This is a genomic window from Streptomyces sp. NPDC007856, from assembly GCF_042868225.1.
Taxonomy (GTDB): domain Bacteria; phylum Actinomycetota; class Actinomycetes; order Streptomycetales; family Streptomycetaceae; genus Streptomyces.
On the sequence record NZ_JBIAEC010000012.1, the window covers coordinates 226,365 to 251,904 of the forward strand.

Sequence of the window (25,540 nt, forward strand, 5' to 3'; positions counted from 1 at the left end):
AGGTCAGCGGTGACTCTCCGGGTACCCTCGCACGCTCTGCGCACACGCGCATCACGAGCAACAACTTCAGCCTGTACGGACCACCAGTGCCGTGGCGATCGCCATCAGCCCCTCCTCGCGGCCCGGGAAACCGAGGCCGTCCGTCGTGGCTCCGGAGACGGAGACGGGCGCGCCGGCCGCCTCGGAGAGGATCTTCTGGGCCTCGTCCCGGCGCTTGCCGATCTTCGGGCGGGGGCCGACCACCTGGACGGCGATGTTCCCCACGGCGAAACCGGCCTCGCGGACGATCCGGGCGGCCTCCGTCAGGAGGGTCACGCCCGAGGCGCCGGACCACTCGGGGCGGCCGGTGCCGAAGTGCTGTCCCAGGTCACCGAGGCCGGCGGCGGAGAAGAGGGCGTTGCAGGCGGCATGGGCGACGACGTCCGCGTCCGAGTGCCCGGCGAGGCCCGCCCCCTCGCCCTCCCACTTCAGGCCCGCGCACCACAGCTCGCGGCCCTCCTCGAAGGCGTGGATGTCGGTGCCGATGCCGACCTGCGGCAAGACGCCACCGGGCGGCAGCCGGAAATCCGGTGCTTCAGAAGCCATCGTTCAGCCTCCTGCGGGCCAGGACCGCCTCGGCGAGGACCAGATCGAGGGGCCGGGTGACCTTGAAGGCCTCCTCGTGCCCGGGGACGGCGACGACCGTCAGGCCCAGCTGCTCGACCATGCTCGCGTCGTCGGTGACGTTGTCGGTGACCGTCTCGTGGGCGTGGATCAGGGTCGCCCGGTCGAAGCCCTGGGGCGTTTGGACGGCGCGCAGGCGGGCGCGCTCCGGCGTGGCGACGACGGGCTCCGGCTCGCCGGCCTCGGTGGCGGGCTCGACCTCCTTGACGGTGTCGGCCAGCGGGAGCGCGGGGACGACGGCGGGGGCGCCCGCGCGTACCGCCTCGATGACGCCGTCGACCGTGTCGACCGGGACGAGCGGGCGGGCCGCGTCGTGGACGAGGACGATGCCGTACTCGGGGGGAAGCGCGTCGAGGCCGAGCCTGACCGATTCCTGGCGGGTGTCGCCGCCGGGGACGACCAGGAAGTCGGTGCGGTCGGGCAGGGCGTGCGCGTCGAGCAGGGACTTGACCTCGGCGGCGCCGTCCGGCGGGGCCACGACGATCACCAGAGAGACGTGGCGGGAGGCGGCGAGCGCGCGGACCGCGTGGATGAGCATGGGCGTGCCGTTCAGCGCGCGGAGCGCCTTGGGGGCGCCCGGGCCGAGGCGTACGCCCCGGCCGGCGGCGGGAATCACGGCGGCGACGGGGGTCTGCGCGGGCGAAGGGCGCGATTCGTCAGACATCGGTTCCTGTCAAGGTTTGTGTGCTCGACCTAGGTGGGTATGGCCTGGAGGAGTGCCGGGCGCGACGCCTTGACCGGACCCTTTCCGTGACCCTGGTCGAGCCATCTGCCCGGGCCCGGCACATCAAGTATCGGGGGCATTCCCTGAGGTGTACGGCGGGCGTTTCGACGCCCCGTTTCCGGCTGCCGAAGCCGCGCTGAAGGTTCGCGGCATTTTCCGGGGACGAACATGCCGCAGCGCCCGGCGACATGGTCAGTGTCATCGGGCACCGCGGCATTTCACTGTGCTGAGCGTGGCGGAAGCGAAGGTTCGCCGCCGTGGCGCGTCAGGAGGCGAGTACCTCGTCGAGCAGGGCCTCGGCCTTGTCCTCGTTCGTGTTCTCCGCGAGAGCCAGCTCGCTCACCAGGATCTGGCGGGCCTTGGCGAGCATGCGCTTCTCACCGGCGGAGAGCCCTCGCTCGCGCTCACGACGCCACAGGTCACGCACGACTTCCGCGACCTTGATGACATCGCCGGAGGCGAGCTTCTCCAGGTTTGCCTTGTAACGACGCGACCAGTTCGTGGGCTCCTCGGCGTACGGCGCGCGCAGCACCTCGAAGACCCGGTCCAGCCCGTCCTGACCGACCACATCACGCACGCCCACGAACTCAGCATTGTCCGCTGGCACACGTACCGTCAGGTCACCCTGGGCGACCTTCAGCACCAAGTAGGTCTTGTCCACGCCTTTGATCTGGCGAGTTTCGATGGCCTCGATCAGCGCGGCCCCGTGATGGGGATAGACCACGGTGTCGCCAACCTTGAACGTCATGTGACAGGTACCCCTTCCGTGGCTATCCAGGGTAACACGGATACGGCGTCTTCTGAATGGCGTTTTCGCAGGTCAGGGCATATCTCGGGGCTTGACAACTGCGACAGGAACGTGCTGCGAGGGGCCTCGCGGAGCGGGAATTCGCAGGTCGGAGGGGCTCTTCGGGCGAGGTGAAACGCGTACGTTACACACTTCGGGAGCCGTCTCCAAGTGGATGAACGTCCCGGTTTGTCCGCTTCCAAGCGTACGACTTCCGCTACTCCGTTCGGTGCCCGTGGGCCGATCCGGGCCGATTCCGGAATTGATCAACGGCTGTCCGGGCGGTGCCGCGTGATCAATATCGAGACAGTCGTCGAAGGGGTGGCCGAGGGCGAGCACGCATTCCTTCACGGAAATTTTGCGAGCGGTTATGTGAATGGCGGACGAGCGCCCGGCAAAGTGACGGGAGAGTCGCCTGTGACCACAGTGACGAGGGTTCGCGGTACCCCCAGCCGGAGGCAAGCACACTGCTTGGGGAGGGTCGGGTGCGGCGGCTCCGGAACGGCTCGGTAACCTAAGGCCGCTGACAGACACTTAGGGTGGCTTTATAAGGGGAGCCGCCCGCGCGTTCAAGGAGTTGCCGCCGCCGTGAGCAGCAGCCTTCGACGCGGCGCCCTCGCCGCCTCCGCCATCGCCTTCTCGATCGCCTCGCTCGCCGCGTGTGGTGCCGGCAACGACTCCCAGACCCTCGGGATCAAGCCGGACAACGCGGCCACCACGGTCGGCAACATCAAGGTCCAGAACGCGACGGTCATCACCCAGCCCGACCTGAAGTCGACGGGCCCGGCCGTGGTCTCCGCGACCCTGTTCAACCAGGGCAGCACGGACGAGACCCTGCAGTCGATCGCCGTCGCGGGCAGCACCGAGACCGTGAAGCTGACCCCGGCCAAGGGCGGCAGCCTGACCGTCCCGGCGCACGGCTCCCTGATCCTCGGCGGCCCGGGCAACGCCTCCGCCGAGCTGCCCAGCGGCCGCGCCGCGGTCCAGGACGGCAACGCCCAGACGATCACCTTCACCTTCAGCACGACCGGTGCCGTGAGCCTGCGCGCCTTCGTGGTGCCGGCCGCCGGCTACTTCGACAAGTGGGGTCCGAGCCAGATCCCGTCCGCCTCGGCGACGGTCTCCGGGGCGCCGGGCGCCACGGCCTCCGGCAGCGCGAAGCCGGGCAAGCACGGCAAGGGCAAGGCCACCGCGTCGGCGACCGCGAGCGGCGGCGCGACCACGGCCCCGAGCGACTCCGCCTCGCAGTCGGCCACCGGCCAGTGAGCAACCACTGAGCAGCCGTACGCACGAGGGCGGCACCCCACAGCGGGGTGCCGCCCTTCGTCGTGGAGCCGGTGCGGCCGACGTACCCGGCACACGGCTCGTACCGCGGTTTACGGCTCGAACTTGTAGCCCAGGCCCCGGACCGTCACCAGGTAACGCGGCGCACCCGGGTCCGGTTCGATCTTGGCGCGCAGGCGCTTGACGTGGACGTCGAGCGTCTTGGTGTCGCCCACGTAGTCGGCGCCCCAGACGCGGTCGATGAGCTGCATGCGGGTGAGCACACGGCCTGCGTTGCGCAGGAGCATCTCCAGCAGGTCGAACTCCTTCAGCGGGAGGTCGACCTTGGAGCCGGCGACCGTCACCACGTGGCGGTCGACGTCCATGCGGACCGGGCCCGCCTCCAGCGCGGCCGGGGCGACCTCCTCCGGCTCGCCGCGGCGGCGCAGGACGGCACGGATGCGGGCGACCAGCTCGCGCGAGGAGAAGGGCTTGGTGACGTAGTCGTCGGCTCCTATTTCCAGGCCGACGACCTTGTCGATCTCGCTGTCCTTGGCCGTCACCATGATCACGGGGACGTTGGAGCGGCCGCGCAGCTGGCGGCACACCTCCGTGCCGGGCAGCCCCGGCAGCATCAGGTCGAGGAGGACGAGGTCGGCGCCGTTGCGCTCGAACTCGTCGAGTCCGTCGGGGCCGGTGGCCGCGATGGCGACCTCGAAGCCCTCCTTGCGGAGCATGTACGACAGGGCGTCGGAGAAGGACTCCTCGTCCTCGACGACGAGCACTCGGGTCACGGAAGGACCTCCGGGGCGGGAAGCGGTTCGTACGGGGATGAGTCGGGGGCGCCGCCGTCCTCGTCTTCTTCGTCGAGGTCGGGGTGCTGTTGTGCACGGTCGCGGGCCGCACCCGCCTCCGGCAGCCTGAGGGTGAATGTGGAGCCCTGGCCTTCGGCGCTCCACACCGTGACCTCCCCGCCGTGCGAGGCGACCACGTGCTTGACGATCGCGAGACCCAGACCGGTGCCTCCGGTGGCCCGCGAGCGGGCCGGGTCGACGCGGTAGAAGCGCTCGAAGATGCGCTCCTTGTCCTTGTCCGAGATGCCGATGCCCTGGTCCGTCACGGCGAGCTCGATCATGTCGCCGCCGGGTGCGCTGACCCGGCGGGCGGCTATGCCGACGCGGGTGCGGGCCGGGGAGTAGTTCACGGCGTTCTCGACGAGGTTGCCCAGGGCGGCGGCCAGCTGGCCGCGGTTGCCCCAGACGTGCAGGTCGGCGGTGCCTCCCGCGGCCATGGTGATCTGCTTGGTGCCGGCCTGGTGGCGGCAGCGGTCGATCGCCTCGGCGACCAGCTCGTCCACGCGGACGGGCTCGGCGTCCTCCAGCGGGTCGTCGTTCTGCACCCGGGAGAGGTCGATCAGCTCCTGGACCAGGTTGGTCAGGCGGGTCGCCTCGATCTGCATACGGCCCGCGAAGCGCTGTACGGCCTCGGGGTCGTCCGAGGCGTCCATGACCGCCTCGGACAGGAGGGAGAGGGCGCCGACGGGCGTCTTCAGCTCATGGCTCACATTGGCCACGAAGTCGCGCCGTACGGCCTCGATCCTCCGGGCCTCGGTCAGGTCCTCGACCAGCAGCAGGACCAGTCGGGAGCCGAGCGGGGCCACGCGCGCGGAGACGGCGAGGGCCTCGCCGCGTCCGGTGCCGCGCCGGGGCAGGTCCAGCTCGACCTGCCGTATCTCGCCGTCGCGTCTCGTGTCCCTGGTCATCTGGAGCATGGGTTCCACGGCGAGCTTGCCGCCGCGGACCAGCCCGAGGGCGTAGGCGGCGGAGCTTGCCTTGACCACGGCGTCGGCCTCGTCGAGGACGACGGCCGAGGAGCGGAGCACGGACAGCACGGTGTCCACGCCGGGCGGGAGTACGGGATCGGTGTGCAAAGAAGTCCTGGTCGGTCGCTTCTGGTCGCGTTCGCTCCAGCGGAACGCCAGCATGGCGATGACGCCGGTGAGCACTCCGGCGATCGCTGCCGCTGCGGCGACCGCCGCGTTCACGTCCATGCATCCAGGTTAAGCAGGCCCTACGACATGACTACAGCCGTCGAGGTGCGACCTCGGACACTCGTCGCCCAGAGTTCACCTTGGGGCCAGGATTGGTTCATTTGGGGTGGCGGAAACGGACGCGTGCGGGTCAGAACGTGGGAGCGTGGGGACCAAGCACACCTATGAGAGGGAACCCTGATGCGGGACGCGTACCACGAGGAACTTGACTCGATCGGCGACGGTCTGGTGGAGATGGCCCGGCTGGTCGGGTCGGCGATCGGGCGCGCCACGACCGCCATCCTCGACTCCGACCTGAAGCTGGCCGAGAGCGTGATCGAGGCCGACCAGAAGGTCGACGAGCTCCAGCACGACCTGGAGGCCCGGGCCATAGCCCTGCTCGCCCGGCAGCAGCCGGTGGCCACCGACCTGCGGATCGTCGTCACCTCGCTGCGCATGTCCGCCGACCTGGAGCGGTCCGGCGACCTCGCGCAGCACGTGGCGAAGCTGGCCCGGCTGCGCTTCCCCGAGCGCGCGGTGCCGCAGGACCTGCACGCCACGATCCTGGAGATGGGCCAGCTCGCGCAGCGCCTGATGGCGAAGGCGGCCGAGGTGATCATCACCAAGGACGTCGACCTGGCGCTGCAACTGGAGCATGACGACGACGAGATGGACCTGCTGCACCGCACCCTGTTCCAGCACCTGATCGACGAGCGCTGGAAGCACGGCATCGAGACGGCGGTGGACGTCACCCTCCTCGGCCGTTACTACGAGCGCTACGCCGACCACGCCGTGGCCGTCGCCAAGCGCGTCGTCTACCTGGTCACGGGCGAACACGCGGACGAACTCCAGCCGGACATCCAGCCGGTCACGGGGGTCGAGGGCGCGTAGCCCCTCCGGGGGTTCGGCCGGCGTTGGGCGAGCTCTGCTGGGCTACGGCCCGGGGCGGGGGCTCGCGGGGGTTCTGTGGGTCGGGGGCTCGCGGGGCCGCAGCCGGGCCGGGGAGCGTCGCCGAGCCTCGACTTCCGGGGCTGCCCCGGCACTGGTGCCGGGCGGGATCGGGGCGCTCGACGCCCTTCGGCCCCGGGCGGACAGAGCCTGGAAGGGCTTGCGACCCGAGGCTGCGGCCTGGGGCGGGGAGCGTCACGGAGCCTCGACTTCCGGGGCTGCCCCGGCACTGGTGCCGAGCGGGATCGGGGCGCTCGACGCCCTTCGGCCCCGGGCGGACGGGGCCTCGGAGGTCTTCCGGCCCGAGGCTGCGGCCTGGAGCGGGGAGATTCGCGGGGCTACGGCTGCCGAGGGCTGCTCCAACACCGACGCCGGGCGGGACCGGGCGCTCGCCGACGCTCGTGGAGTGGAACCGGGTCCTCCGGCGACACCTGCCGGGCGGGGCCGGGTCCCTCGACGGCGCCCACCGGGAGCGGAGAGCTTCGCGGGACTGCAGCCCAGGGCCGGGAGATTCGCGGGGCTACGGCTGCCGAGGCTGCTCCGACGCCGACGCCGGGCGGGATCGAGCACTCGCCGACGCTCGCCGGGTGGGGGCCGGATCGCTCGCCGTCGCTCAACGGGTGGGGACCGGACCGCTCGCCGACGCTCGCCGGGTGGGGACCCGGTCCCTCGCCCGACGCTCAGCGGGTGGGGACCGGACCGCTCGCCGGTACCCGGCCGGTGAGGATCGGATCACTCTGCCGGCGCCAGCCGGGTGCGGGCCAGGGTGTTCGGTGCTGCTTGGTGAAGGGGGTTGGAGCGCTGGGGCGCCTCTGTGCGCCGTTGATGCGCCTGGAGGAGCGGGCATGGAATAGGCGAGGGCATCCCTGCCCCAGCTTCTAGGAGGGACCCATGGCCGAATCCCCCAGCACCACGCCCGACCCCACGCAGGAGCGCGAGACCGACCAGCCCGCCGAGACCAGGAACCTTGCGCTGATCGGCGCGTGCGGTTGCGGCTCGGGTTGCGGTTGCGGGTGCCAGTCCGGCGGCCCCTGCCAGTGCGGCTGAGGGCGGTACGACGTCGTAGGGCCGGTGTGCGCCCGATTCGCACCGGCCCTTCCCATGAGCCTTACTGAGCCTTAATCAGTCTCATCGCCCTGCGCCCGCCGGTCCAGATCCTCCAGCGCGGCCCGGAGCGTGGTCGTCCGGTACCAGTCCAGCCACGCCCCCGCCTCCCGGGCGACCCGGTCCAGCGCACCGAGTTCGGCCCCGGTGTACGCGTGCCCGGGCTGATCGTGGTGGGTGGAGAACATGCCCTGCGGCCGCCCGGCCAGGCCCGGGATAGGGGTGCACTGCAGCGAACAGCTGTGGGCGGCTAGCAGCACGGCCCGGGAGGTCTCGTCGAAGTCCGGCGCGGTGGCGACGTCCTCGACGACGACCCGTTCGCGTTTGCGCGCGGCGTGCCCGCACGCGGTGGTGGTGTCGTCGATCACCCTGTCCCGGCGGCGAGGACGGCGTCCGGGGACAGGGCCCGCCGGACCAGGGCGTGCGCGGTGTCCACCAGGCGGCGGCGGTGGCCGTCGGCGTAGCCGCGCAGGGCCGCGCGAGCCTCGGCCAGGGAGAGTTCACCGGTCTCGGCGAGCATCCCGGTGGCCATGTCGACGGCGGCCTTGGCGGCGAGGGCGGCCTGGACGCGGTTGCTGACGTCGGTCGGCCGCAGCCGCTCCGGGCGCCAGTTGACCAGCGCGACGGCCGTGACGTCGGCGAGCGCCTGGGCCAGCTCCAGGTCCAGCGCGGGCAGCCCGCCCGGCCGGCGCAGCAGGAGGTTGACGGCGCCGACGGTCTGCCGGTGCACGCGCAGGGGCAGTGCGTGCAGGGAGTGGTACCCGCGCCGTACGGCGAAGGCGGCGACCTGCGGCCAGCGGTCGTCGCTGTGCTCCAGGTCCGGGACGTCGATACGGCGGTCCTCGCGGAAGCTCTCCAGACAAGGGCCCTCGTCGGCCTGGAGCTGGAAGAACTCCAGCGCGCCCGCGTCTTCCTCGGTGACCGCCAGGGTGCGCAGATCACCGCGGCCGGAGACGACCATGATGCCGACCGCGTCCGCTCCGGTGATGTCGACTCCGGTGATGTCGACGCAGTTGCGTGCCAGGCGCTCGACCAGCACCACCGGGTCGATGTCGTCGGCCAGGGAGTCGGCCAGCCCGACGAGCGCCTCGGCGAGCTGCCGTTCACGGCCCATCACCGTTCACCGTCCCTTCCGTCGTCCCCGCCGTCACGCCCGTCCTCGCCGGCGTAGTGCCTGCGGTCACCGCCGTCGTCCGGCTCCTTGCGGAAGCGGAGCCGGCGGGCCAGGACCTCGCGGGCCAGCTGGCTGACCGTACGGCCCTCGACGTACGCGCGGGCCCGCAGCCGGTCCAGGGCCTGCTCGGGGTCCAGGTCCAGCTGCACCATCACCATGCCGACCGCCTGGTAGACCTCGGTGTGGTCGGCCTCGGAGGCCGCCACCCAGGACGCTGCCTCGTCCTCCGTGTCTTCCTCGGTGCTGTCGTGCCCGGCCGCCTGGAGGCTCATCAGCGCGTAGGTGACGGCGTCGCGGACCCACAGCGCGGTCCGCATGTCCTGTCCGGTGAGCCCGCCGGCGCTGTCGCTGTACAGGTCGAGGGTGCCGATCGCGGCGCCGCTGACACCGAGTGGCAGCGAGAAGACGGCGCGGACACCGAGGGCCATGGCCTCGTGCGCGAAGATCGGCCAGCGGCGGGCGTCGGGGCCGCCGGCAAGGTCGGCGGCGACGACGGGGGCGCCCTGTTCGAGCGCGGTCTGGCAGGGCCCGTCCCCCACGGTGTACTGCAGCTCGGCGAGCCGCGCGGCAACCCGGTCGCTGGCGCACCAGGTGACGCGTACGCCCTTGCCGCCGGAGATCGACACCGAGGAACCGCTGACGGGCAGCAGCCGTACGCACGCCTGGCACAGCGCGCCCGGTACCGCCTGCGGGTGGTCGGCGCCCCTCGCTGCGGCGGCCAACGTCTCACTGACCCGCAGCCGTGCCTGTCCCTCCGGCGGCACCCAGCCGGTCGGCTCTCCAGGCTGCCCGGGCGGCATGGTCATCACCCCCGTCGCGCGGCGCACCGTCAGCAGACATGATCCACCAGTATTCCGTCCGACACCCCCGGACCGACCACTCCCCGCCCGAGTTCCCAGCCTGAGGAAACTAACGTGGCGTTTCGCCGTCCGGGCGGCCGTGCCCGAGTGGACCGAGAACGGCACCCGGGCCCCGGCGGCCCGCCCGGGATCCCTCGGGCGGACCGCCAGTGTCTCGACGGCGGGTGCGGTGGCCGTCTCCACGGCGGTCCGGCGGCCGTCCGAACGGCGGCTCCGGCGGCCGTCCGAACGGCGGCTCCGGTGGCCGTCCGAACGGCGGCTCCGGTGGCCGTCCGAACGGCGGCTCCGGTGGCCTCAGCTCACGGCGTACGCGTTGTACACCGTCGTCGTCGAGCTGTCGCCGTGGGTGTCGGTGACCGTCGAGCGCAGGCCGACGCGGCCGGAGGCCGGGTTGTGGACGGCGATGGTCCACTTGCCGCCGGACAGCTTCGCGGCGGTGGCGTGCCAGGTGGCGCCGTCGTCGTTGGTGTACCAGGCCTTGACCGACTGCACGCTGTCCGACAGCTGCTGCACCGTGCTGTCGTCCGTGCCGTTGCGCTGCATGCCCAGCACGACGGTCGTGGTCGACCCGGGGGCCGCCTGGTTCCTGGAGTTCAGCGCATCGGGCCAGAACCGGGTGATGTAGTCCCGGATCTGCTGGTTCTTGCTGGGGTCCGCGTAGAAGTGCAGGCTGAGGCCGACGGTGGTCGACAGCGAACCCGACGGCAGGTTGCGCCGGCCGGTTTCGGTGAGCGTGTACCAGCCGGCACCAGGGATCTTCGGGTGCGCGTCGATCTCGCCCGACGGGGTGAAGTTGTGCGAGTAGAGCGTCTTGCCCGCGTGGGTCAGCTTCACCGAGCCGCTGGCCAGCGTCCCGCCCTCGGGCAGGGTCGGGTCGGCGAACAGGTTGATGGACCCGAAGTACAGCTGGTGGTACCAGGTGTTCGGCAGCCGCCCGCTGGGTCCCCAGACGGCGTGGCCGAGGGTCAGTGCGGTCGTCTTGCCGGCCGCGTAGCCGTGGAACCCGTCGAAGATGAGGTCGTTGGCCTGCTGGCCCACCTGCCATTGGCCGGCCGGGAGGTGGGCGGTGAAGGAGTTGGGCAGGTCACGCTGGAACTGGAGCGAGTTCGGGCCCCACGAGCAGGAGTCGCCGCTCGACGACGAGTAGTTGAACGAGAAGAACGCCGTTCCGCTGTCGGGGCCCGAACGGGCGGACACCTTGAGGGCGGTCAGCGCGGACTGCTTCAGCGTCGCGGAGACCCCGGACGGCACGCCGCCCGCGTGCCTGGCGGACGCCACCCAGAAGTCCCCGCCGGTCGCCGACCGCGGCTGGTACGTGGTGCCGTAGGCCAGCTCGTACGCCTTGCTGCTCGACGGGAGCACATACAGGTCACCCGCGTCCGCGGACGCGCCCATGGTGGCGGGTCCGTTGTCGGAGGTGCAGACGTACGCGCTGACCGTGTGGTCGTATCCGCTGCCCGGGTTCGGGCTGAGCGAGACGTTGACCGCGCGGCCCTGCCGGGCGTCGAACGTGGTCTTGGTGGACCCGGAGACCGTCACACTGTGACCGCCGACGGTGGCGCGCTCGTCACCGGCGTCCGCGATGGACGTGGCGAGCTCGTAGCTGCCGTTGGGCAGCGACGTCGCCTTGTTGCTGTCGATGTAACGGAAGTCGTTCGTCTTGGTGTTGTAGACCGCCACCTGGGCGTGAACCGGCTTGCCGCTCCGGTCCAACGTCGTGACGGTGAGTGTCCCATTGCCTGCGGCCGACGCCATTGAGGTGCCGGCCAGGAGAAGCGGGACGAGCACGGTGACGACACTCGCCGCTGCTGCGGTTCGCCGCATCAAACCCCCCTAGGTTCGCGACAAAAGCGAGCCACGGTAGCGCACGGGGGCCACGCCTCCACCACCGGCCCCGCACAGAGCCCTGCACGGGGATCCGCGCCCACCTGAGCTGATAATCGTCCGAAACGGGAGGGGCACGGGGATGGCGGGCAAGTACTACACATTGATCTGCGACGACGTACCGAACGACGTGCTACTCGTCGACCCGGGCGCCAGTCCACTCGGCGTGGCGGCGGCTCGCCTCGTGCACCGGGGCCGCACACGGGTGCTGGTTGTCGCCGCCGTCCGCTGTCGTTGATGTCACTCGTGGATGTCAGAACGGTGCAACCAGAGTGCGTTGGGCGCCAAGGTCAGCTACGGGACACAGCCCGACGCCATCGCGGCGCTTCTGGGTCTTTTCGGCGATGCCGCCATGACTCTGTCGTACGACGAGGACCGGGCGTTTGCTGCGCTGAGTTTGAGTCGCTTCGGCTCTATGGGATCAACTCGGCTGTACTGGCGTGGTGCTGAAGTCCTTCAGAGCTCTCCCGCGTTCGACGGTGGGGAGCTGCGGAAGCTGCTGCGTGAGCTGGCCGGCCCGGATGAACTGGCAGTTGTGTTCTGGGGCAACCTCGGTGTGCCCTCGATCGCCCTGGAGGCCGGTCTTGCGGCAGTGCATGCCGACGCGGTAGTGGCATGTTGCCTTGAGTGCTGGGTCTACCTCGTCGACAGTGCGGTGTTGATCGAGTTCCAGGACGGTGAGGGGTTCACCGTTGGGCGAGTGCCATGTTGACGTCACGTACTGGATTCGTCAGCCGTCGGTAGGGCTTGGAGGCGTATACACACGGCGGGGCCTGGCGGTACGCACAGGAAGAGCACCGGTCGGATCGTCCACGTGATCCGTGTACTGGCGTGGGTCACCGACACCGTGCATGGCTGTGCCCGCAGCGGGGCTCGTCGTGTCTCGATGCGACCCTCGTACAGCCACTCCCACGCCTCGTCCGAAGCGTGCGCGTCCAGAGCTGGCGAGACCGTGCGGAGTATGACTGCTACCCACCGGTCCGCCTGGGGTGCCGAGTAGGCGTCAAACGATGCCAGCAGTGCCGGTTGCCACTGCTCGGTCAGATCCTCGGTCCAGCACTCGCACCAGTAGCCGCATCGTGCTGCCTTCGTCGGCATGGGTGGCCGTCCAGCCGAAGCGGTCCTTCGCATCGTCGAGATGCCGGCGGGCGGGGTGTTGCTCTCCGGGCCATGAGTCACCGGGCGGCCGCCTCTCCGGCCCGGCAGCTCGGGCACTCGCACGGTGGGAAGGCAGACGTGAACGGTGGCGACCCTTTGATGGGCAGGACACTCACCGTGCCGCACTTCTGGGTTACGGTGCCGTCTCGGTTCACCCGGTACACCCTGATCGTCATCTTGGCGGCTGTCGGATCGCCTGGGGAGGGGCATGCGGGGCATGTAGCGTTCGTCATGTCGACGCTCCTTCGCAGCGTTGGCCGGCCCCGGGGTCGTTCGCGCGGCCGCTGGGGCGCACCTCGCCTCGTCGCCTTCACACTGTGAGCGCTGAGAGCGCGTCTACAGGCCCACCCACGCCGCCATGCGGTTGAGCGTCTCCGGCGTGCGACGGGACAGGTGCACCAGGCCGGTGATCGTCTCCCGGGCGGCGGGGTGGTAGCGGGTCTGCTCGGGGGCCAGGCGGCGGGCTTCGACGAGCGACTTCAGTGCGGCGTCGGTGTGCCCGGTCTCCATCTGGGTGCGGGCCTGGTCGACCAGGAAGTGGGCGCGGCGGGACGTGGGCAGCTGAGAAGGCAGTTTGATGTTCCGGGCCTGCTTCAGAGCGTCGTCGTACCGGCACATCTCGACAGCGGCGGACATTTTGTGCAGAGCGACATTGGTCGGTCCGAAGCTGAGCCAGTGCACATCGGAGGCGTCCCCGATGCGCTGTGCGATCCGGTGAGCCTCGCCGATGTGCTCTTCGACGGCTGACTTCTCCTCGGCGCGTGCGGCGATGACGGAGCCGTCGAGGTGCAGCTGTCCGGCGACGGCGAGCGCTTCTCGTGACTGATCGACCTGCGCGATCACGTCGTGTCCAGCAGCGACGAGGCGTTGACCGATCTCGAGGCCGATGGCCACGCAGCACCAAGCCCCCTACTCACGGAAGAAACCGCGGGCAGGGGGCTTACTCGTGGGCGATTACTTCTTCTTGCCCTGGGTTTCGACCGCCCCGGTTTTGGGGCTGGTCGGCGGGGTGGTCATCTCAACTGACCTGCGGTCGGGCGGTCGTTGATGGTCGTTGTCTGTCGTTGGTGGCTGACCTCGGAGGTTCCAGACAGATCCCCGACTCCAGGGTCCCTCATGGCCTCTAGCACTAGAGGCCGGACCCTCTACCGCTAGAGGTCTCGCTAGCGGCCTGCACCGTCTCTGACCAGGACGCTAGCCTCGGGCTTTCACGAGGTGGGCCGCCCGAGGCATGATCACAGACGCGAGAAGTGCTCCTGACCTGCAACGATAGGACTTACTGAGGGTCCTGTTGGCTGCGAGGAGAGAAGCACTTTCCAGATGAAGAAGCGTATCGGGTCCCACCCGCGTGTCGGCATCGAGGGCGGCGGCACTTCGGTGGTCTCCCAGGCCGGGGCCGTGCTGCTGGTGGAGGCCAGCGTCGGGCGGTTCACGGCGAGCAGGCGGGGCCTACCCCACGTACACGCTGTATCCGTAGTAGTCGGGGGCGCTCGTGCCGGGCGTCAGAGTCTGAATCACGAACCCCGTGCAATTGTTGGTGCTGAAGATGTACGCGATGCTAGTGCTGTGATTCTGCACCTGAGTCGGAAGGCTCCCCACCAGGTAGCAGCCGCTGGGGTTGTTGTACGTCGTGCTGCCGATGATCAGCTGTCCTTGCGCTGCCGACGCGGACTGTGTGACGCCGAGCGCAAGCACGGCACCGACACCGACCGCCCCAAGGGTCCGGGCAATGGATGGCATGTCATTCTCCCCTGCTCAAGCGGAAGCCGCCACTCGACTCCCAGCGCCTATCACTTTATGCATGCAGATGACTCCATACAGTCACGCTGGCGAGGGGAGTGACGCCCTCCGCTCTTTCGGCCTAACCTCGCGCTTTCACGCGGCAGGGCGTCCAGTAGTTGATCAGAAACGCGGAGAGTGCTCCTGACCTGCAACGATGGGACTTGTCTAGGGTCCAGGTCGTCGCGTGAAAGAAGCACTCTCCAGGTGAAGAAGCGTATCGGGTCCTACCCGCATGTCCGTACCGAAGGCGGTGGTCGCGGGGTGGTCTCGCAGGCCGGCGGTGTGCTGCTGGTTGAGACGGTTCGCAAGACCGGCCTGGATCAGGCGATATCTGCGGCGTTGGCGCCGTGGCGCAAGCCGCGGGCGGTGCATGATCCGGGCAAGATCCTGCTGGATGTGGCGCTCGCCGTGGCGCTGGGAGGGGACTGCCTGGCCGATGTGGGCATGTTGCGGGCCGAGCCGGCCGTGTTCGGTCCGGTGGCCTCCGACCCCACGGTCTCCCGGCTGATCAGCACGCTGGCGTCGGGCGGACAGCGGGTCCTGACCGCGTTGCGTTCCACCCGTGCTGAAGTGCGCCAACACGTATGGCGGTTGGCCGGCCAGGCGGCGCCGGACGCGGGCGGTCAGGTGATCGTGGATATCGACGGGGTCCTCGTCCTGGCGCACTCCGAGAAGCAGGGCGCCGCCGCGACCTGGAAGAAGACATTCGGACACCACCCGCTGATTGGGTTCGTCGACCATGGCCGGGGCGGAACGGGCGAGCCGGTCCTGGGCCTGCTGCGGCCCGGCAATGCGGGCTCCAACACCGCAGCCGACCACATCGAGGCCACCAAGCTGGCCCTGGCCCAGCTGCCGAAACGGCTACGACGGGGCGGCAGACGCTGATCCGTACCGACTCCGGCGGTGGCACCCACGAGTTCGTCGCCTGGCTGGCCCAGCGGGGAAGGTGGCTGTCGTACTCGGTCGGCATGACCATCACCGATGCCATCCACCAGGCCGTCCTGAAGGTCCCGGCCGCGGCATGGACACCCGCCGTGGAAGCCGACGGCGAGATCCGCGACGGCGCCTGGGTCGCCGAACTCGCCGGTGACTGCCTGTCGGGCCGGCCGAAGGGACTACGGCTGATCGTGCGCAAGGAACGGCCGCACGCCGGTGCCCAGTTGCGCTTCACCGACGCCGACGGCATGCGCCTTACCTGCTTCGCCACCAACACGGCCGGCGAGACGATCGCCACCCTCGAACTGCGCCACCGCCAGCGGGCCCGCGCCGAGGACCGCATCCGCGCCGCCCGCGCCACCGGCCTGCGCAACCTCCCCCTCCACGAGGCCGCGCAGAACCAGATCTGGCTGGAGATCGTCCAGACCGCCCTCGACCTGCTGGCCTGGATGCCCCTGCTCGCCCTGACCAGCAAGGCCCGCCTGTGGGAGCCCCACCGCCTGCGGCTTCGACTGTTCTCCACCGCCGCCCAGCTCATCACCACCGGCCGCCGCCGCATCCTCCGCCTGGCCAAGCACTGGCCCTGGACAGACGTGATCACTGAAGCGCTGGAACGACTCCACGCCCTCCCGGACCTCGGCTGACCAGCGTCTTCCCGCCCCTGCGAGCAGCACCACCCCGACCGGAGCAGTGGAACCCGGCGCCCACCCGACGCGACAACCGGGCCATCAGCCTGCTCACACTCCGAAAACCCCGACCAACACCCACCACGAAGGGTCCGTCAGCAAGCTGACGGACCCTCATGCAAGATCGAGGCTAAGGCAAGGCGAAATCCTCGGGCTGTCTGTCGATGACATCGACTTCGAGACCGGCACCCTGCACGTGGTGCAGCAACTCAAGCTGAGCCTGAGCAAAGCCGTGTTCGCTCCCCCGAAGGGCGGCAAGCTCCGTGACGTACCGCTGCCCGAACCGGTGGCCGACGCGCTCAAAGAGCACATCAAGCGGTTCCCGCCCGTGGAGATCAAACTCCCGTGGATGCGAGCGAACGGCCAGCCGGTTGCCCGGCGGCTCATCTTCACGGGGCCAACGGCGGGCACGTCTGGCGTACGTCGCTAAATGAAGACCGCTGGAAGCCCTCGCTCGCCAAGGCGGGCGTCATCCCGAAGGCCAAGAGCCGCGAGCACGCCGCTGCCCGCGAGCACGGCATGCACGCCCTGAGGCACTTCTACGCGTCCGTGCTCCTGGATGCCGGGGAGAGCATCAAAGCCCTAGCGGAGTACCGCGGGGCACTCGGACCCAGGCCTGACGGTCAAGGTGTACGCGCACCTCATGCCGAGCAGTCAGGAACGGGCCCGGAAGGCTCTCGGCAGGGCGCTCCGGCCCCAAGATCCCAAGGGGTGAGGTTCCAGAGAGGTTCCGAAGCGTGAAAACGCCCCTGATCTGCGCTTCCCGCGCAGGTCAGGGGCATGATCACCAAACCTACTTCTTCTTGCCCTGGTTCTTGACCGCCTCGATCGCCGCCGCGGCCGCCTCGGGGTCGAGGTACCTGCCGCCGGGGGTGAGTGGCTTGAAGTCGGAGTCGAGTTCGTAGACGAGGGGGATGCCCGTCGGGATGTTCAGGCCCGCGATGTCGGCGTCGGAGATGCCGTCCAGGTGCTTGACCAGGGCGCGCAGCGAGTTGCCGTGGGCCGCGACCAGGACCGTGCGGCCGGTCAGGAGGTCGGGGACGATGTCGTCGAACCAGTACGGAAGCATCCGGTGGACGACGTCCTTCAGGCACTCCGTCTTCGGGCGCAGCTCCGGCGGGAGCGTGGCGTAGCGCGGGTCGTCGAACTGGGAGAACTCCGAGTCGTCCGCGAGCGGCGGCGGCGGGGTGTCGTAGGAGCGGCGCCAGAGCATGAACTGTTCCTCGCCGAACTCGGCCAGCGTGGCCGCCTTGTCCTTGCCCTGCAGGGCGCCGTAGTGGCGCTCGTTCAAGCGCCAGCTGCGGTGGACCGGGATCCAGTGGCGGTCCGCGGCCTCGAGGGCCAGCTGGGCCGTGCGGATCGCGCGCTTCTGGAGGGACGTGTGGACCACGTCGGGCAGGAGGTCGGCGTCCTTCAGGAGCTCGCCACCGCGGACTGCCTCCTTCTCGCCCTTCTCGTTCAGGTTGACGTCCACCCAGCCGGTGAACAGGTTCTTCGCGTTCCACTCGCTCTCGCCGTGGCGGAGGAGGATCAGCTTGTACGGTGCGTCGGCCATGGGACAGAGCGTAATCCACCGCTTCGCGCACATGCCCGGCCCGGTCAGTGGGTGGACTGTTGACGGCATCCGTTAATCGAGTGGCTCACGACAGAGCCCTTATGTAAGTTGTGCCTACCGCTTAAGCCGCTTACCGCTGCGCCCAGTACCGCTTGCCGCGCCCCCACCGGGGCGTCCTTCGATCCGTGGGGGGTCTTGTCATGTCCGCCGCCCGTTTCCGGCGTGCCGCCCGGGAGTCCGTCTCCGGGCTCCCTCGTGAGTTCTGGTGGCTGTGGACCAGCACCCTCGTCAACCGGCTCGGCGCGTTCGTGGCCACCTTCATGGCCCTCTACCTCACCCTCGACCGCGGCTACTCCGCCTCCTACGCCGGTCTCGTCGCCTCTCTGCACGGGCTGGGCGGGGTCGTCTCCTCACTGGGGGGCGGGGTCATGGCCGACCGGCTCGGCAGGCGGCCGACGCTGCTCATCGCCCAGTCGGCCACGGCCGTCTCCGTCGCGGTGCTCGGCTTCATGACGGGTCCCGTCGCCATCGCCGGCGTCGCCTTCCTCGTCGGCATGGCCTCCAACGCCTCCCGGCCCGCCGTACAGGCGATGATGGCCGACATCGTCCGGCCCGAGGACCGGGTGCGGGCCTTCTCCCTCAACTACTGGGCGATCAACCTCGGGTTCGCCGTCTCCTCCATGGCCGCCGGGTTCATCGCCGAGTTCAGCTATCTCGCGGGCTTCCTCATCGAGGCGGGGATGACCCTGGCCTGCGCGCTCGTCGTCTTCCTCAAGGTGCCCGAGTCCCGGCCGACGGCACAGGTGAAGGAGAAGGACGGCGCCGTCAGCCTCGGGACCGTGCTGCGGGACGGGCGGTACATGGCCGTCGTAGGGCTGTCCTTCCTGGTCGCCCTCATCTTCCAGCAAGGGTCGGTGGGGCTGCCGGTGGCCATGGGGCGGGCCGGGTTCTCGCCCGCCGACTACGGCGTCGCCATCGCCGTCAACGGCATCCTGATCGTCGCCCTGCAGATCCCGGTCACCCGGTTCATCGAGCACCGCGATCCGCGCACCCTGCTGATCGTCTCGTCGCTGCTCGCCGGTTACGGCTTCGGGCTCACCGCGTTCGCCGGCTCGGTCGGCGTCTTCATGGTCACCGTGTGCGTCTGGACCCTCGCGGAGATCGTCAACGCGCCGACCCAGACCGGACTCGTGGTCCGGCTGTCCCCGGTGCACGGGCGCGGCCGCTACCAGGGCGTGTACACGCTGTCCTGGTCGGTCGCCGCGCTGGTCGCCCCGCTGATGTCCGGCGCGGTCATCGACCGGCTGGGCGCGGAGTGGCTGTGGGGCATGTGCGCGGCGGTGGGGACGGTCGCCGGGCTGGGGTACGGGGTGCTCATGCGGGGACTGCCGAAGGAGAGCCCGGCGGTGGCGGCCCCGAGGACGGACGACGCCGAGCCGGAGGTCAGCGCCGCCTGAGGGACGGAACGTCCCGCGCACGACCGGGCCCCTTGCCGGGAAGTTCTCCGGCAGGGGGCCCGGTGCGGCGATGGGAGCGATCGGCGATCTCAGATGGTGAGGTTGACGCCGATCTGGTGGGGCTGGGAGAGGGCGCCCAGCACCTCGCCCTGGACGGCGCCGAGCTGGGACAGCGCGGCGGCGCTGTTCAGGGTCGTGGAGTCGGCGGTGAAGCTGGCCTCGGGGGCCAGGCCACCGGAGACGGTGTCGAGGTCGGCGTCGGAGATCTCGACGGTCTGGATCTGGTGAGCGGCGTTCATGATGAAACTGCCCTTCGCATGGATGGTCCACATGGTCCAAGGGGGAAGCGGCCCGCTGGGGACTGGCATCGGGCCGCGACCGCAGGCGTACGCCGTCCCTTTCAGGACACCTGGCGCAATCCGGCGGTGCGAGCGATCAAACCACGGAGCGTGCCGGGCAGCCAGTCAACCGGCGCCCGCACCGGGTCAGTTGAGCACCCTGGATGACGCATCCGTGCGGGCGCGGTCACGTGTTGGGGCCAGTTCCTCCACATGTCGCGCCGCACAGGCGGGCCACAGCTCTTGCCACGGCCGCGCCGAGCGGGACAACTCCACACCAACGGAACCCACTCGGCCCGCGGATGCGTACGCACTGTGCAGATTCCGTTCACGGATGAATGCGCGCCCCGGACGAGCCCATCCCCGGACCGGTCGGTGACGCAGGTCACACTCGACCCCGTCACATCTCCCCGGAGGGATCCGTCATGGAGGTGTAGCCGACGAAAGACCACACGGGAGGACATCATGGACGCTCGCCTGAACCTCTTCACCAACGCTGTCACCGCCAAGCTCTTCAAGTACGTCAACTCGGCGGGGAAGGTGGTCACGGACTCCACCCTGCCGGCCGCCACGCAGGAACTGGTGAAGATCCGGGCCAGCCAGATCAACGGCTGCGGGATGTGCCTCGACATGCACACCAAGGACGCGACGGCCGCCGGCGAGACGGCGCAGCGGCTGAACCTGGTCGCGACCTGGCGGGAGGCCAAGGTGTTCAGCGAGGCCGAGCGGGCCGCGCTGGAGCTGACGGAGCAGGGCACCCGTATCGCCGACGCGGCCGGCGGCGTCCCGGACGAGGTCTGGGCGAACGCCGCCAAGCACTACGACGAGGACCAGCTCGCCGCGCTCGTCGCGCTGATCGCCCTGATCAACGCCTACAACCGCGTCAACGTCATCGTCCAGCAGCCCGCCGGCGACTACCAGCCCGGCATGTTCGACCGACCGTGACCAGGAGCCTCACGGGTGCATCCGTGCTCCCTTGAGGACCTTGTCCACGCCGCTCCGGGGGCCGTACACCGCCAGCCCCACCAGGTCCAGCTCCGCCGTCGGCACGGCGCGGACCGCCGCCCGGTTGTCGCGGTCGTTGCCCGTGGCGAACAGGTCCGAGGTGAAGACGGCACGGGGCAGGGCACGGCTCAGCGCCCTGCCGTGGGCCGACTTCAGGGTCTCCTTCGAGCCCTCGAAGACCAGCACCGGCTGACGGAACATGGGCAGGTACGCCACCCCGTCCGCGTCCTCGTACGGCTCGCCGATCACCTCGGGGACCGTCGCGCCCAGGCCGCTGACCAGGAACGCGGTGACGTTGAGCCGCTGCCAGGGCTCCAGGTCCTCGCGCAGCAGCACGGCGATCTTCGTGTCGAAACGGATGGGTTCAGTGCTCATGGAATGAGACTGCCGACCGCCTTGCGGTGCGGTCTTGTACGTTCTTTGCATGGCCGCCCGCCAGGAAGTCAGCGCGTGGCGCCCCAGCGTCCCGGGCGTCACCGAGGTCTTCCACGCCCACTTCACCGAGTACGCCTATCCGATGCACGTCCACGACGCCTGGACGCTGCTCATCGTGGACGACGGCGCCGTACGGTACGACCTGGACCGGCACGAGCACGGCACCCCGCACGACACCGTCACGCTGCTCCCGCCGCACGTGCCGCACAACGGCTCCCCGGCCACCCCGGACGGCTTCCGCAAGCGGGTCGTCTACCTCGACAGCAGCCGGCTCGGCGAGGATCTCATCGGGCGTGCCGTCGACACGCCCGATCTGCGGGATCCGGTGCTGCGGCGGCGCGTCGGCCAGTTGCACTCCGCTCTCGCCCGGCCCGGCGACGAGCTGGAGGCCGAGAGCCGGCTGACCTTCGTCGGCGAGCGGCTGCGCGCGCATCTACGGCCGTCGGCGGCGCCGGCGCCCCCGCGCCCCGACCCCGCGCTCGCCCGCCGCCTGCGCGAACTCCTCGACGAGCACGTGGTGGACGGCCTCACCCTCGACCAGGCGGCGCGCCTCGTGCACGCCCATCCCGCCCACCTGGTACGGGCGTTCAGCACCGCCTACGGCATCGCACCGCACCAGTACCTCAACTCCCGCCGCATCGACCGCGCCCGCCGCCTCCTCCTCGACGGCCGCTCGCCGGGCGAGGTGGCCTCGGCGACCGGGTTCTTCGACCAGTCCCATCTGACGTGGCACTTCCGGAAGTTGGTGGGAGTGACGCCGGGACGGTTTTCCCGGACGGCCCGGGGGTGATCGCCGTACGCTCCGCGTATGGACTGGCATGCGTGGCACGACACGTACGACAGGGCGGACTCCCCCTTCGTCCAGCGGCTGGCGACCGTCCAGGACCGTATCCGTGACGTCCTCGACCACGCGCCCGCGGGCCCGCTCACCGCGCTGAGCGTCTGCGCCGGGCAGGGACGCGACCTGATCGGCGCGCTCACCGGGCACCCGCGGGGGCACGACGTGCGGGCGCGGCTGGTGGAGCTGGACGAGCGGAACGCCGCGGCGGCCCGGCGCGCGGCCGAGGCCGCCGGGCTCCCGGGGGTCGAGGTCGTCGTGGGCGATGCCGCGTCGACCGACCACTACCTGGACGTGGCGCCCGCCGACCTCGTGCTGTTCTGCGGTGTCCTCGGCAACATCACGGACGCCGACGTGGAACGCACCCTCGACCATGCCACGCGCCTGTGCCGGACGGGCGGCACGGTGGTGTGGACCCGCAACCGCAGGGCTCCCGACCTCGTCCCGCGGGTGTGCGGCTGGCTGGAGGAGCGCGGGTTCGAGCGGCTGTGGGTGTCCGAACCCCGTCTCGTCCAGGCCGTCGGCGCCCATCGGTTCACCGGCGTGCCCCGCCAACTGCCCCGAGGCGAGCGCATGTTCACGTTCGTCGGCTACGACGCCCTGCGCCGCGCCTGAGTCACAGGTCCCGTTGCGCCTCGTACAGGTTGCGGGGCCGGACCGCGTCCGTCGTGGGGTACAACCCCAGGCGCGCGTGCAGATCACCGGTCGATCTGGTCGAACTCGGTGACCTCGTCGACGCCGACCGTCGCGGAGTAGGTCTCCGCCGTGCCGGCCGTTGCTGTTCACCGTGATGTCCGTGCGGACGTTGGCGAAAGGGCAGGCCCCGGTGGCTGTCGAAGGTGGCCCCATCCGCATCCGGCCGCGCGACCAGACGTTGCAGGAGGAGAGCCGGCGTCCCGATTGCGGTCGCGCCGAGCGCCACGGCCGTGGCACCGGCCGGCACGGTCCGTCGCGTGAGGTGCGTGCTGCTCATGTCCACCCGCCCTTCACATTCACCTATATGAAGGGGTCGTACGGAAGTCAGTCCGCCGGGCGTTCGATCAGATGCCTGAACGCGTCCAGGTTGCGCGTGGACTCGCCCCGGGACACCCGCCAGGCGTACTCCTTGCGGATGGAGGAGGCGAAGCCCAGCTCCAGCAGGGTGTTGAAGGCGCCGTCGGCCGCTTCCAGGATCTGGCCGAGGAGGCGGTCGATCTCGTCGGGGGTGACGGAGGCGAGGGGCAGGCGCGCGGTGACGTAGATGTCGCCGAGGCGGTCGACGGCGTAACTCACGCCGTACAGCTTGAGATTGCGCTCCAGGAGCCAGCGGTGGACGCCCGCCTCGTTCTCGTCCGGGTGGCGGACGACGAAGGCGTTCAGGGAGAGGGAGTGGCGGCCCACGAGGAAGGAGACCGTCGTGGAGAGCTTGCGGGTGCCGGGGAGCTTGACCACGTAGTTCCCGGGCTCGGGGCTCTCCCACTCCAGTTCGGCGTCCTTCAGGACGCCTTCCAGGACCTGCCCGGCCGCCTTCTGACCATCACCCATGGCTGGAGCGTACGCGACGGCGGTGGGACTGGGTCGCGGCCGTGTAGACGTCCGCGGTCTCGGCGGCCGCGCGGTCCCAGCCGAAGCACTCGGCGTGCCGGGCGGCGGCCGCGCCCATGCTCGCCGGGAGGGACGGCTCGTCGACGAAACGGCCCAGCACGCGCGCGTAGTCGGCGGGATGGTGGCCGCTCACGAGGAAGCCGGTCTCGCCGTCGCGCACGGCCACCGGCAGTCCGCCGACCGAGGCCGCGAGCACCGGTGTGCCGGCCGCCTGGGCCTCGATGGCGACCAGCCCGAAGGACTCGCTGTAGGACGGCATGACCAGCACGGACGCGGCCCGGAACCAGTCCGCGAGCTGTTCCTGCCCGACCGGCGGACGGAAGCGCACCACATCGGCGATACCGAGCCGGGCGGCGAGTTTCTGCAGCCCCTCCGGCTTGGCGAGCCCGCTGCCGCTCGGGCCGCCGACGACCGGGACGAGGATCCGGGAGCGGAGCTCCGGGCGCTCGTCCAGCAGCACCGCCACCGCGCGCAGCAGGACGTCCGGGGCCTTCAGGGGCTGTATGCGGCCGGCGAAGAGCGGGATCAGGGCGTCCTGCGGGAGACCGAGCCGGGCCCGGGCGGCGGCGCGACCGTCGGCGGGGCGGAAGCGGTCGAGGTTGACGCCCGGGTGGACGACGGCGACCTTCGCGGGATCGGCGGCGTAGTGCCGTACCAGCTCGTCGGCCTCCTCGGCCGTGTTGGCGATGAGCCGGTCGGCGGCGGCCACGATCTGGGTCTCGCCGATCACGCGGGCGGCGGGCTCGGGCGTGTCGCCGTCCGCCAGGTTGGCGTTCTTGACCTTGGCCATGGTGTGCATGGCGTGCACCAGGGGCACGCCCCAGCGCTGGGCGGCGAGCCAGCCGACGTGGCCGGAGAGCCAGTAGTGGGAGTGGACGAGGTCGTAGTGGCCGGGGCGGTGACCGGCCCAGGCCTGCATCACGCCGTGCGTGAAGGCGCACAGCTGGGCCGGGAGGTCCTCCTTGGCGAGGCCCTCGTAGGGGCCGGCGTCGACGTGCCGGACGAGGACGCCGGGCGCCAGCTCGACCGTGGGCGCGAGGCCGCCCGCCGTGGCCCGGGTGAAGATCTCGACCTCGATGCCCTGGGCGGCGAGCCGCTGGGCCAGCTCCACGATGTAGACGTTCATGCCGCCGGCGTCGCCGGTGCCGGGCTGGTGGAGCGGGGAGGTGTGCACGGAGAGCATGGCGACGCGGCGGGGTCTGCGGTGCAGTCGTAGCCGTGACGCGGCCGACGGGGAGCGTCGCCCGAGCCTGCTGACGTACTGGCTCACCTGGCGGTCCTCTCCTTGCTGCGGGCATGCCGGACGGAGGACCGACCTCGCCCTCCAAGGAGGTGCAACGTCCGCCGGGTGCCGTGCCATTTCCCCGCCCAGCGGCTTTACTCAATCATTGCCATCGGGGTTGGGCGTCACCGGCCCGCTTACCCTCGTATGCATGACAGCCCGCGCAGCGACCCTCCCCAACTCTCGGCTTCGTTCGAGCGGGGGGACCCCCGTCGTGGGAACGGTGACGCGCGGGACCACCAATCCCAACCGGCTCCGCCGCATGGACCGCTGGATAGCCGCCACGCACGGGTCCGATCTGCGCCGCGCCGCAGAGCCCCTGGCCATCGACCTCGGCTACGGCGCCGCCCCCTGGACCGCCGTGGAACTGCTCGGCCGGCTGCGCACCGCAGCGCCCCGCACGCGGGTGATCGGCGTCGAGATCGAACCGGAACGGGTCGCGGCCGCGCGGCCGTACGAGCGCGAGGGGCTGACCTTCCGGCACGGCGGCTTCGAGGTGCCCGTGCCCGGGCGGCCGATGCTCATCCGGGCCGCCAATGTGCTGCGCCAGTACGACGAGGCCGAGGTCGCCGCCGTCTGGGAGCGGCTGTGCGCGCGGCTCGCCCCGGCCGGCGGCCGCTCGCGCGGCGGACTGCTGGTCGAGGGCACGTGCGACGAGATCGGGCGGCGGCACGTCTGGGTGGCGCTCGGCCCGGAGGGGCCGCGGACCGTCACCTTCGCCACCCGGCTGGCCTCGCTGGAGCGGCCCTCCGACCTCGCCGAGCGGCTGCCGAAGGCGCTGATCCACCGGAACGTACCCGGCGAGCCGGTACACGCCTTCCTGCGCGACTTCGACCGCGCCTGGGCCGCCGCCGCTCCCTACGCCTCCTACGGCGCCCGGCAGCGCTGGCTGCGCGCGGTGCGGGACCTGACGGCCGACTGGCCGGTGACGGACGGCCCGGTGCGCTGGCGGCAGGGTGAAGTGACGGTGGCGTGGGGGGCGTTGGCACCCCGGAGCTGACATCACCCGTACGGGGGCGGCGACACGGAACGATCCTCGTGCGCCGTA

Annotated in this window: 23 protein-coding genes and 5 pseudogenes; 10 read left to right on the forward strand and 18 right to left on the reverse strand. The window is 70.6% G+C overall.

The genetic code is table 11. The features are described 5' to 3' along the window. Positions 1 to 66: 66 nt before the first annotated feature. The 3 genes from ispF to ACFYOH_RS27740 form a co-directional block, all read right to left on the reverse strand. On the reverse strand, positions 67 to 585 hold the full coding sequence (gene ispF, locus ACFYOH_RS27730; protein WP_388630742.1) for a 2-C-methyl-D-erythritol 2,4-cyclodiphosphate synthase: 519 nt from the start codon (positions 583 to 585) through the stop codon (positions 67 to 69). Continuing rightward, positions 575 to 1,327: a 2-C-methyl-D-erythritol 4-phosphate cytidylyltransferase gene (gene ispD, locus ACFYOH_RS27735; protein ID WP_388630745.1), complete on the reverse strand. Its 753-nt coding sequence runs from the start codon at positions 1,325 to 1,327 to the stop codon at positions 575 to 577. The genes ispF and ispD overlap by 11 nt, the downstream gene beginning before the upstream one ends. A 325-nt stretch (positions 1,328 to 1,652) precedes the next feature. After that, positions 1,653 to 2,135 (reverse strand): CarD family transcriptional regulator, encoded by a 483-nt coding sequence (locus tag ACFYOH_RS27740; protein ID WP_003953493.1) that lies wholly within the window; start codon positions 2,133 to 2,135, stop codon positions 1,653 to 1,655. A gap of 627 nt (positions 2,136 to 2,762) precedes the next feature. On the opposite strand from ACFYOH_RS27740, the gene ACFYOH_RS27745 reads away from it, so the two are divergent. After that, entirely contained in the window at positions 2,763 to 3,440 is a 678-nt protein-coding gene (locus ACFYOH_RS27745) for a DUF461 domain-containing protein (protein ID WP_388630748.1), read from the forward strand. A 110-nt stretch (positions 3,441 to 3,550) separates the two neighbouring features. Here ACFYOH_RS27745 and ACFYOH_RS27750 read toward each other — a convergent pair whose 3' ends face one another. After that, the gene (locus ACFYOH_RS27750; RefSeq protein ID WP_362114769.1) at positions 3,551 to 4,231 is read right to left on the reverse strand and encodes a response regulator transcription factor; all 681 of its coding nucleotides are present in this window, start codon (positions 4,229 to 4,231) and stop codon (positions 3,551 to 3,553) included. Beyond that, a complete protein-coding gene (locus ACFYOH_RS27755; RefSeq protein ID WP_388630751.1) occupies positions 4,228 to 5,487 on the reverse strand; it encodes a sensor histidine kinase in 1,260 nt (419 codons plus the stop codon). The genes ACFYOH_RS27750 and ACFYOH_RS27755 overlap by 4 nt, the downstream gene beginning before the upstream one ends. A 180-nt stretch (positions 5,488 to 5,667) precedes the next feature. On the opposite strand from ACFYOH_RS27755, the gene phoU reads away from it, so the two are divergent. Next, positions 5,668 to 6,357, forward strand: a complete 690-nt coding sequence (gene phoU, locus ACFYOH_RS27760) for a phosphate signaling complex protein PhoU (RefSeq protein ID WP_388630754.1) — start codon at positions 5,668 to 5,670, stop codon at positions 6,355 to 6,357. 1,175 nt (positions 6,358 to 7,532) lie between these two features. Here phoU and ACFYOH_RS27765 read toward each other — a convergent pair. From ACFYOH_RS27765 to ACFYOH_RS27780, 4 genes are all read right to left on the reverse strand, one after another. Further along, positions 7,533 to 7,886: a GAF domain-containing protein gene (locus tag ACFYOH_RS27765; protein ID WP_388630756.1), complete on the reverse strand. Its 354-nt coding sequence runs from the start codon at positions 7,884 to 7,886 to the stop codon at positions 7,533 to 7,535. Continuing rightward, positions 7,883 to 8,632, reverse strand: coding sequence for a GAF domain-containing protein (locus ACFYOH_RS27770; RefSeq protein ID WP_388630759.1), 750 nt, complete (start codon positions 8,630 to 8,632; stop codon positions 7,883 to 7,885). The genes ACFYOH_RS27765 and ACFYOH_RS27770 overlap by 4 nt, the downstream gene beginning before the upstream one ends. Then, the gene (locus tag ACFYOH_RS27775) at positions 8,632 to 9,492 is read right to left on the reverse strand and encodes a GAF and ANTAR domain-containing protein (protein WP_388630762.1); all 861 of its coding nucleotides are present in this window, start codon (positions 9,490 to 9,492) and stop codon (positions 8,632 to 8,634) included. Before ACFYOH_RS27775 ends, ACFYOH_RS27770 begins: the two co-directional genes overlap by 1 nt. Before the next feature lie 354 nt (positions 9,493 to 9,846). After that, a complete protein-coding gene (locus ACFYOH_RS27780) occupies positions 9,847 to 11,376 on the reverse strand; it encodes a hypothetical protein (RefSeq protein ID WP_388630765.1) in 1,530 nt (509 codons plus the stop codon). 337 nt (positions 11,377 to 11,713) lie between these two features. Between ACFYOH_RS27780 and ACFYOH_RS27785 the strand changes: the two genes are divergently transcribed. Then, positions 11,714 to 12,148: a hypothetical protein gene (locus ACFYOH_RS27785; protein WP_388630767.1), complete on the forward strand. Its 435-nt coding sequence runs from the start codon at positions 11,714 to 11,716 to the stop codon at positions 12,146 to 12,148. Here ACFYOH_RS27785 and ACFYOH_RS27790 read toward each other — a convergent pair. The 3 genes and pseudogenes from ACFYOH_RS27790 to ACFYOH_RS27800 all read right to left on the reverse strand — a co-directional run bounded on the left by ACFYOH_RS27790 (position 12,123) and on the right by ACFYOH_RS27800 (position 14,334). Further along, positions 12,123 to 12,534 (reverse strand): annotated as a pseudogene (locus ACFYOH_RS27790) (hypothetical protein). The gene ACFYOH_RS27785 and the pseudogene ACFYOH_RS27790 sit on opposite strands and share 26 nt — an antisense overlap. A 396-nt stretch (positions 12,535 to 12,930) precedes the next feature. Continuing rightward, positions 12,931 to 13,470: pseudogene (locus ACFYOH_RS27795) on the reverse strand (transcriptional regulator); the annotation flags it as partial. Positions 13,471 to 14,043: 573 nt separating this feature from the next. Beyond that, positions 14,044 to 14,334 (reverse strand): hypothetical protein, encoded by a 291-nt coding sequence (locus ACFYOH_RS27800; protein WP_388630770.1) that lies wholly within the window; start codon positions 14,332 to 14,334, stop codon positions 14,044 to 14,046. A gap of 246 nt (positions 14,335 to 14,580) precedes the next feature. Between ACFYOH_RS27800 and ACFYOH_RS27805 the strand changes: the two are divergent. Continuing rightward, positions 14,581 to 15,956, forward strand: a pseudogene (locus tag ACFYOH_RS27805) (IS1380 family transposase). Between the two features lie 166 nt (positions 15,957 to 16,122). Next, positions 16,123 to 16,713 (forward strand): annotated as a pseudogene (locus ACFYOH_RS27810) (tyrosine-type recombinase/integrase); the annotation flags it as partial. Positions 16,714 to 16,791: 78 nt separating this feature from the next. Here ACFYOH_RS27810 and ACFYOH_RS27815 read toward each other — a convergent pair. Further along, entirely contained in the window at positions 16,792 to 17,553 is a 762-nt protein-coding gene (locus ACFYOH_RS27815) for a phosphoglyceromutase (RefSeq protein WP_388630773.1), read from the reverse strand. 200 nt (positions 17,554 to 17,753) lie between these two features. On the opposite strand from ACFYOH_RS27815, the gene ACFYOH_RS27820 reads away from it, so the two are divergent. Next, entirely contained in the window at positions 17,754 to 19,010 is a 1,257-nt protein-coding gene (locus ACFYOH_RS27820) for an MDR family MFS transporter (protein ID WP_388630776.1), read from the forward strand. An 89-nt stretch (positions 19,011 to 19,099) separates the two neighbouring features. Here the strand turns inward: ACFYOH_RS27820 and ACFYOH_RS27825 are convergent, their stop codons facing one another. Further along, positions 19,100 to 19,309: a hypothetical protein gene (locus tag ACFYOH_RS27825; RefSeq protein WP_388630779.1), complete on the reverse strand. Its 210-nt coding sequence runs from the start codon at positions 19,307 to 19,309 to the stop codon at positions 19,100 to 19,102. Positions 19,310 to 19,813: 504 nt separating this feature from the next. On the opposite strand from ACFYOH_RS27825, the gene ACFYOH_RS27830 reads away from it, so the two are divergent. Then, complete coding sequence (locus tag ACFYOH_RS27830) at positions 19,814 to 20,293, forward strand: carboxymuconolactone decarboxylase family protein (protein ID WP_388630782.1); 480 nt, start codon at positions 19,814 to 19,816, stop codon at positions 20,291 to 20,293. Positions 20,294 to 20,302: 9 nt separating this feature from the next. On the opposite strand, the gene ACFYOH_RS27835 is transcribed toward ACFYOH_RS27830, so the two are convergent. After that, positions 20,303 to 20,779, reverse strand: coding sequence for a DUF2000 family protein (locus ACFYOH_RS27835; RefSeq protein ID WP_388630785.1), 477 nt, complete (start codon positions 20,777 to 20,779; stop codon positions 20,303 to 20,305). Here ACFYOH_RS27835 and ACFYOH_RS27840 point away from each other — a divergent pair. Both ACFYOH_RS27840 and ACFYOH_RS27845 read left to right on the forward strand, forming a co-directional pair. Then, entirely contained in the window at positions 20,778 to 21,578 is an 801-nt protein-coding gene (locus ACFYOH_RS27840) for an AraC family transcriptional regulator (RefSeq protein ID WP_388630788.1), read from the forward strand. The genes ACFYOH_RS27835 and ACFYOH_RS27840 overlap by 2 nt on opposite strands. Before the next feature lie 18 nt (positions 21,579 to 21,596). Beyond that, positions 21,597 to 22,241, forward strand: a complete 645-nt coding sequence (locus ACFYOH_RS27845) for a methyltransferase domain-containing protein (RefSeq protein ID WP_388630791.1) — start codon at positions 21,597 to 21,599, stop codon at positions 22,239 to 22,241. A 1-nt stretch (position 22,242) separates the two neighbouring features. Here ACFYOH_RS27845 and ACFYOH_RS27850 read toward each other — a convergent pair. The 3 genes and pseudogenes from ACFYOH_RS27850 to mshA form a co-directional block, all read right to left on the reverse strand. Continuing rightward, a pseudogene (locus ACFYOH_RS27850) lies at positions 22,243 to 22,514 on the reverse strand (hypothetical protein); the annotation flags it as partial. 132 nt (positions 22,515 to 22,646) lie between these two features. Continuing rightward, a complete protein-coding gene (locus ACFYOH_RS27855; RefSeq protein ID WP_388630793.1) occupies positions 22,647 to 23,150 on the reverse strand; it encodes a YbjN domain-containing protein in 504 nt (167 codons plus the stop codon). Beyond that, positions 23,143 to 24,480, reverse strand: coding sequence for a D-inositol-3-phosphate glycosyltransferase (mshA, locus tag ACFYOH_RS27860; RefSeq protein WP_388630795.1), 1,338 nt, complete (start codon positions 24,478 to 24,480; stop codon positions 23,143 to 23,145). Before mshA ends, ACFYOH_RS27855 begins: the two co-directional genes overlap by 8 nt. A gap of 163 nt (positions 24,481 to 24,643) precedes the next feature. Here mshA and ACFYOH_RS27865 point away from each other — a divergent pair, with 163 nt between their 5' ends. Further along, positions 24,644 to 25,492, forward strand: coding sequence for a class I SAM-dependent methyltransferase (locus ACFYOH_RS27865; protein WP_388630798.1), 849 nt, complete (start codon positions 24,644 to 24,646; stop codon positions 25,490 to 25,492). Positions 25,493 to 25,540 lie beyond the last annotated feature (48 nt).

What these genes read in the sequence shown, in the direction of transcription:
- ACFYOH_RS27815 (WP_388630773.1), bottom strand. Translation starts at nt 17,553, where the DNA reads ATGGCCGACGCACCGTACAAGCTGATCCTCCTCCGCCACGGCGAGAGC.
- phoU (WP_388630754.1), top strand. Translation starts at nt 5,668, where the DNA reads ATGCGGGACGCGTACCACGAGGAACTTGACTCGATCGGCGACGGTCTG.
- ACFYOH_RS27830 (WP_388630782.1), top strand. Translation starts at nt 19,814, where the DNA reads ATGGACGCTCGCCTGAACCTCTTCACCAACGCTGTCACCGCCAAGCTC.
- ACFYOH_RS27775 (WP_388630762.1), bottom strand. Translation starts at nt 9,492, where the DNA reads ATGCCGCCCGGGCAGCCTGGAGAGCCGACCGGCTGGGTGCCGCCGGAG.
- ACFYOH_RS27840 (WP_388630788.1), top strand. Translation starts at nt 20,778, where the DNA reads ATGGCCGCCCGCCAGGAAGTCAGCGCGTGGCGCCCCAGCGTCCCGGGC.
- ACFYOH_RS27770 (WP_388630759.1), bottom strand. Translation starts at nt 8,632, where the DNA reads ATGGGCCGTGAACGGCAGCTCGCCGAGGCGCTCGTCGGGCTGGCCGAC.
- ACFYOH_RS27740 (WP_003953493.1), bottom strand. Translation starts at nt 2,135, where the DNA reads ATGACGTTCAAGGTTGGCGACACCGTGGTCTATCCCCATCACGGGGCC.
- ACFYOH_RS27780 (WP_388630765.1), bottom strand. Translation starts at nt 11,376, where the DNA reads ATGCGGCGAACCGCAGCAGCGGCGAGTGTCGTCACCGTGCTCGTCCCG.
- ispD (WP_388630745.1), bottom strand. Translation starts at nt 1,327, where the DNA reads ATGTCTGACGAATCGCGCCCTTCGCCCGCGCAGACCCCCGTCGCCGCC.
- ACFYOH_RS27820 (WP_388630776.1), top strand. Translation starts at nt 17,754, where the DNA reads ATGTCCGCCGCCCGTTTCCGGCGTGCCGCCCGGGAGTCCGTCTCCGGG.
- ispF (WP_388630742.1), bottom strand. Translation starts at nt 585, where the DNA reads ATGGCTTCTGAAGCACCGGATTTCCGGCTGCCGCCCGGTGGCGTCTTG.
- ACFYOH_RS27825 (WP_388630779.1), bottom strand. Translation starts at nt 19,309, where the DNA reads ATGAACGCCGCTCACCAGATCCAGACCGTCGAGATCTCCGACGCCGAC.
- ACFYOH_RS27835 (WP_388630785.1), bottom strand. Translation starts at nt 20,779, where the DNA reads ATGCAAAGAACGTACAAGACCGCACCGCAAGGCGGTCGGCAGTCTCAT.
- ACFYOH_RS27755 (WP_388630751.1), bottom strand. Translation starts at nt 5,487, where the DNA reads ATGGACGTGAACGCGGCGGTCGCCGCAGCGGCAGCGATCGCCGGAGTG.
- ACFYOH_RS27800 (WP_388630770.1), bottom strand. Translation starts at nt 14,334, where the DNA reads ATGCCATCCATTGCCCGGACCCTTGGGGCGGTCGGTGTCGGTGCCGTG.
- ACFYOH_RS27865 (WP_388630798.1), top strand. Translation starts at nt 24,644, where the DNA reads ATGACAGCCCGCGCAGCGACCCTCCCCAACTCTCGGCTTCGTTCGAGC.
- ACFYOH_RS27845 (WP_388630791.1), top strand. Translation starts at nt 21,597, where the DNA reads ATGGACTGGCATGCGTGGCACGACACGTACGACAGGGCGGACTCCCCC.
- ACFYOH_RS27855 (WP_388630793.1), bottom strand. Translation starts at nt 23,150, where the DNA reads ATGGGTGATGGTCAGAAGGCGGCCGGGCAGGTCCTGGAAGGCGTCCTG.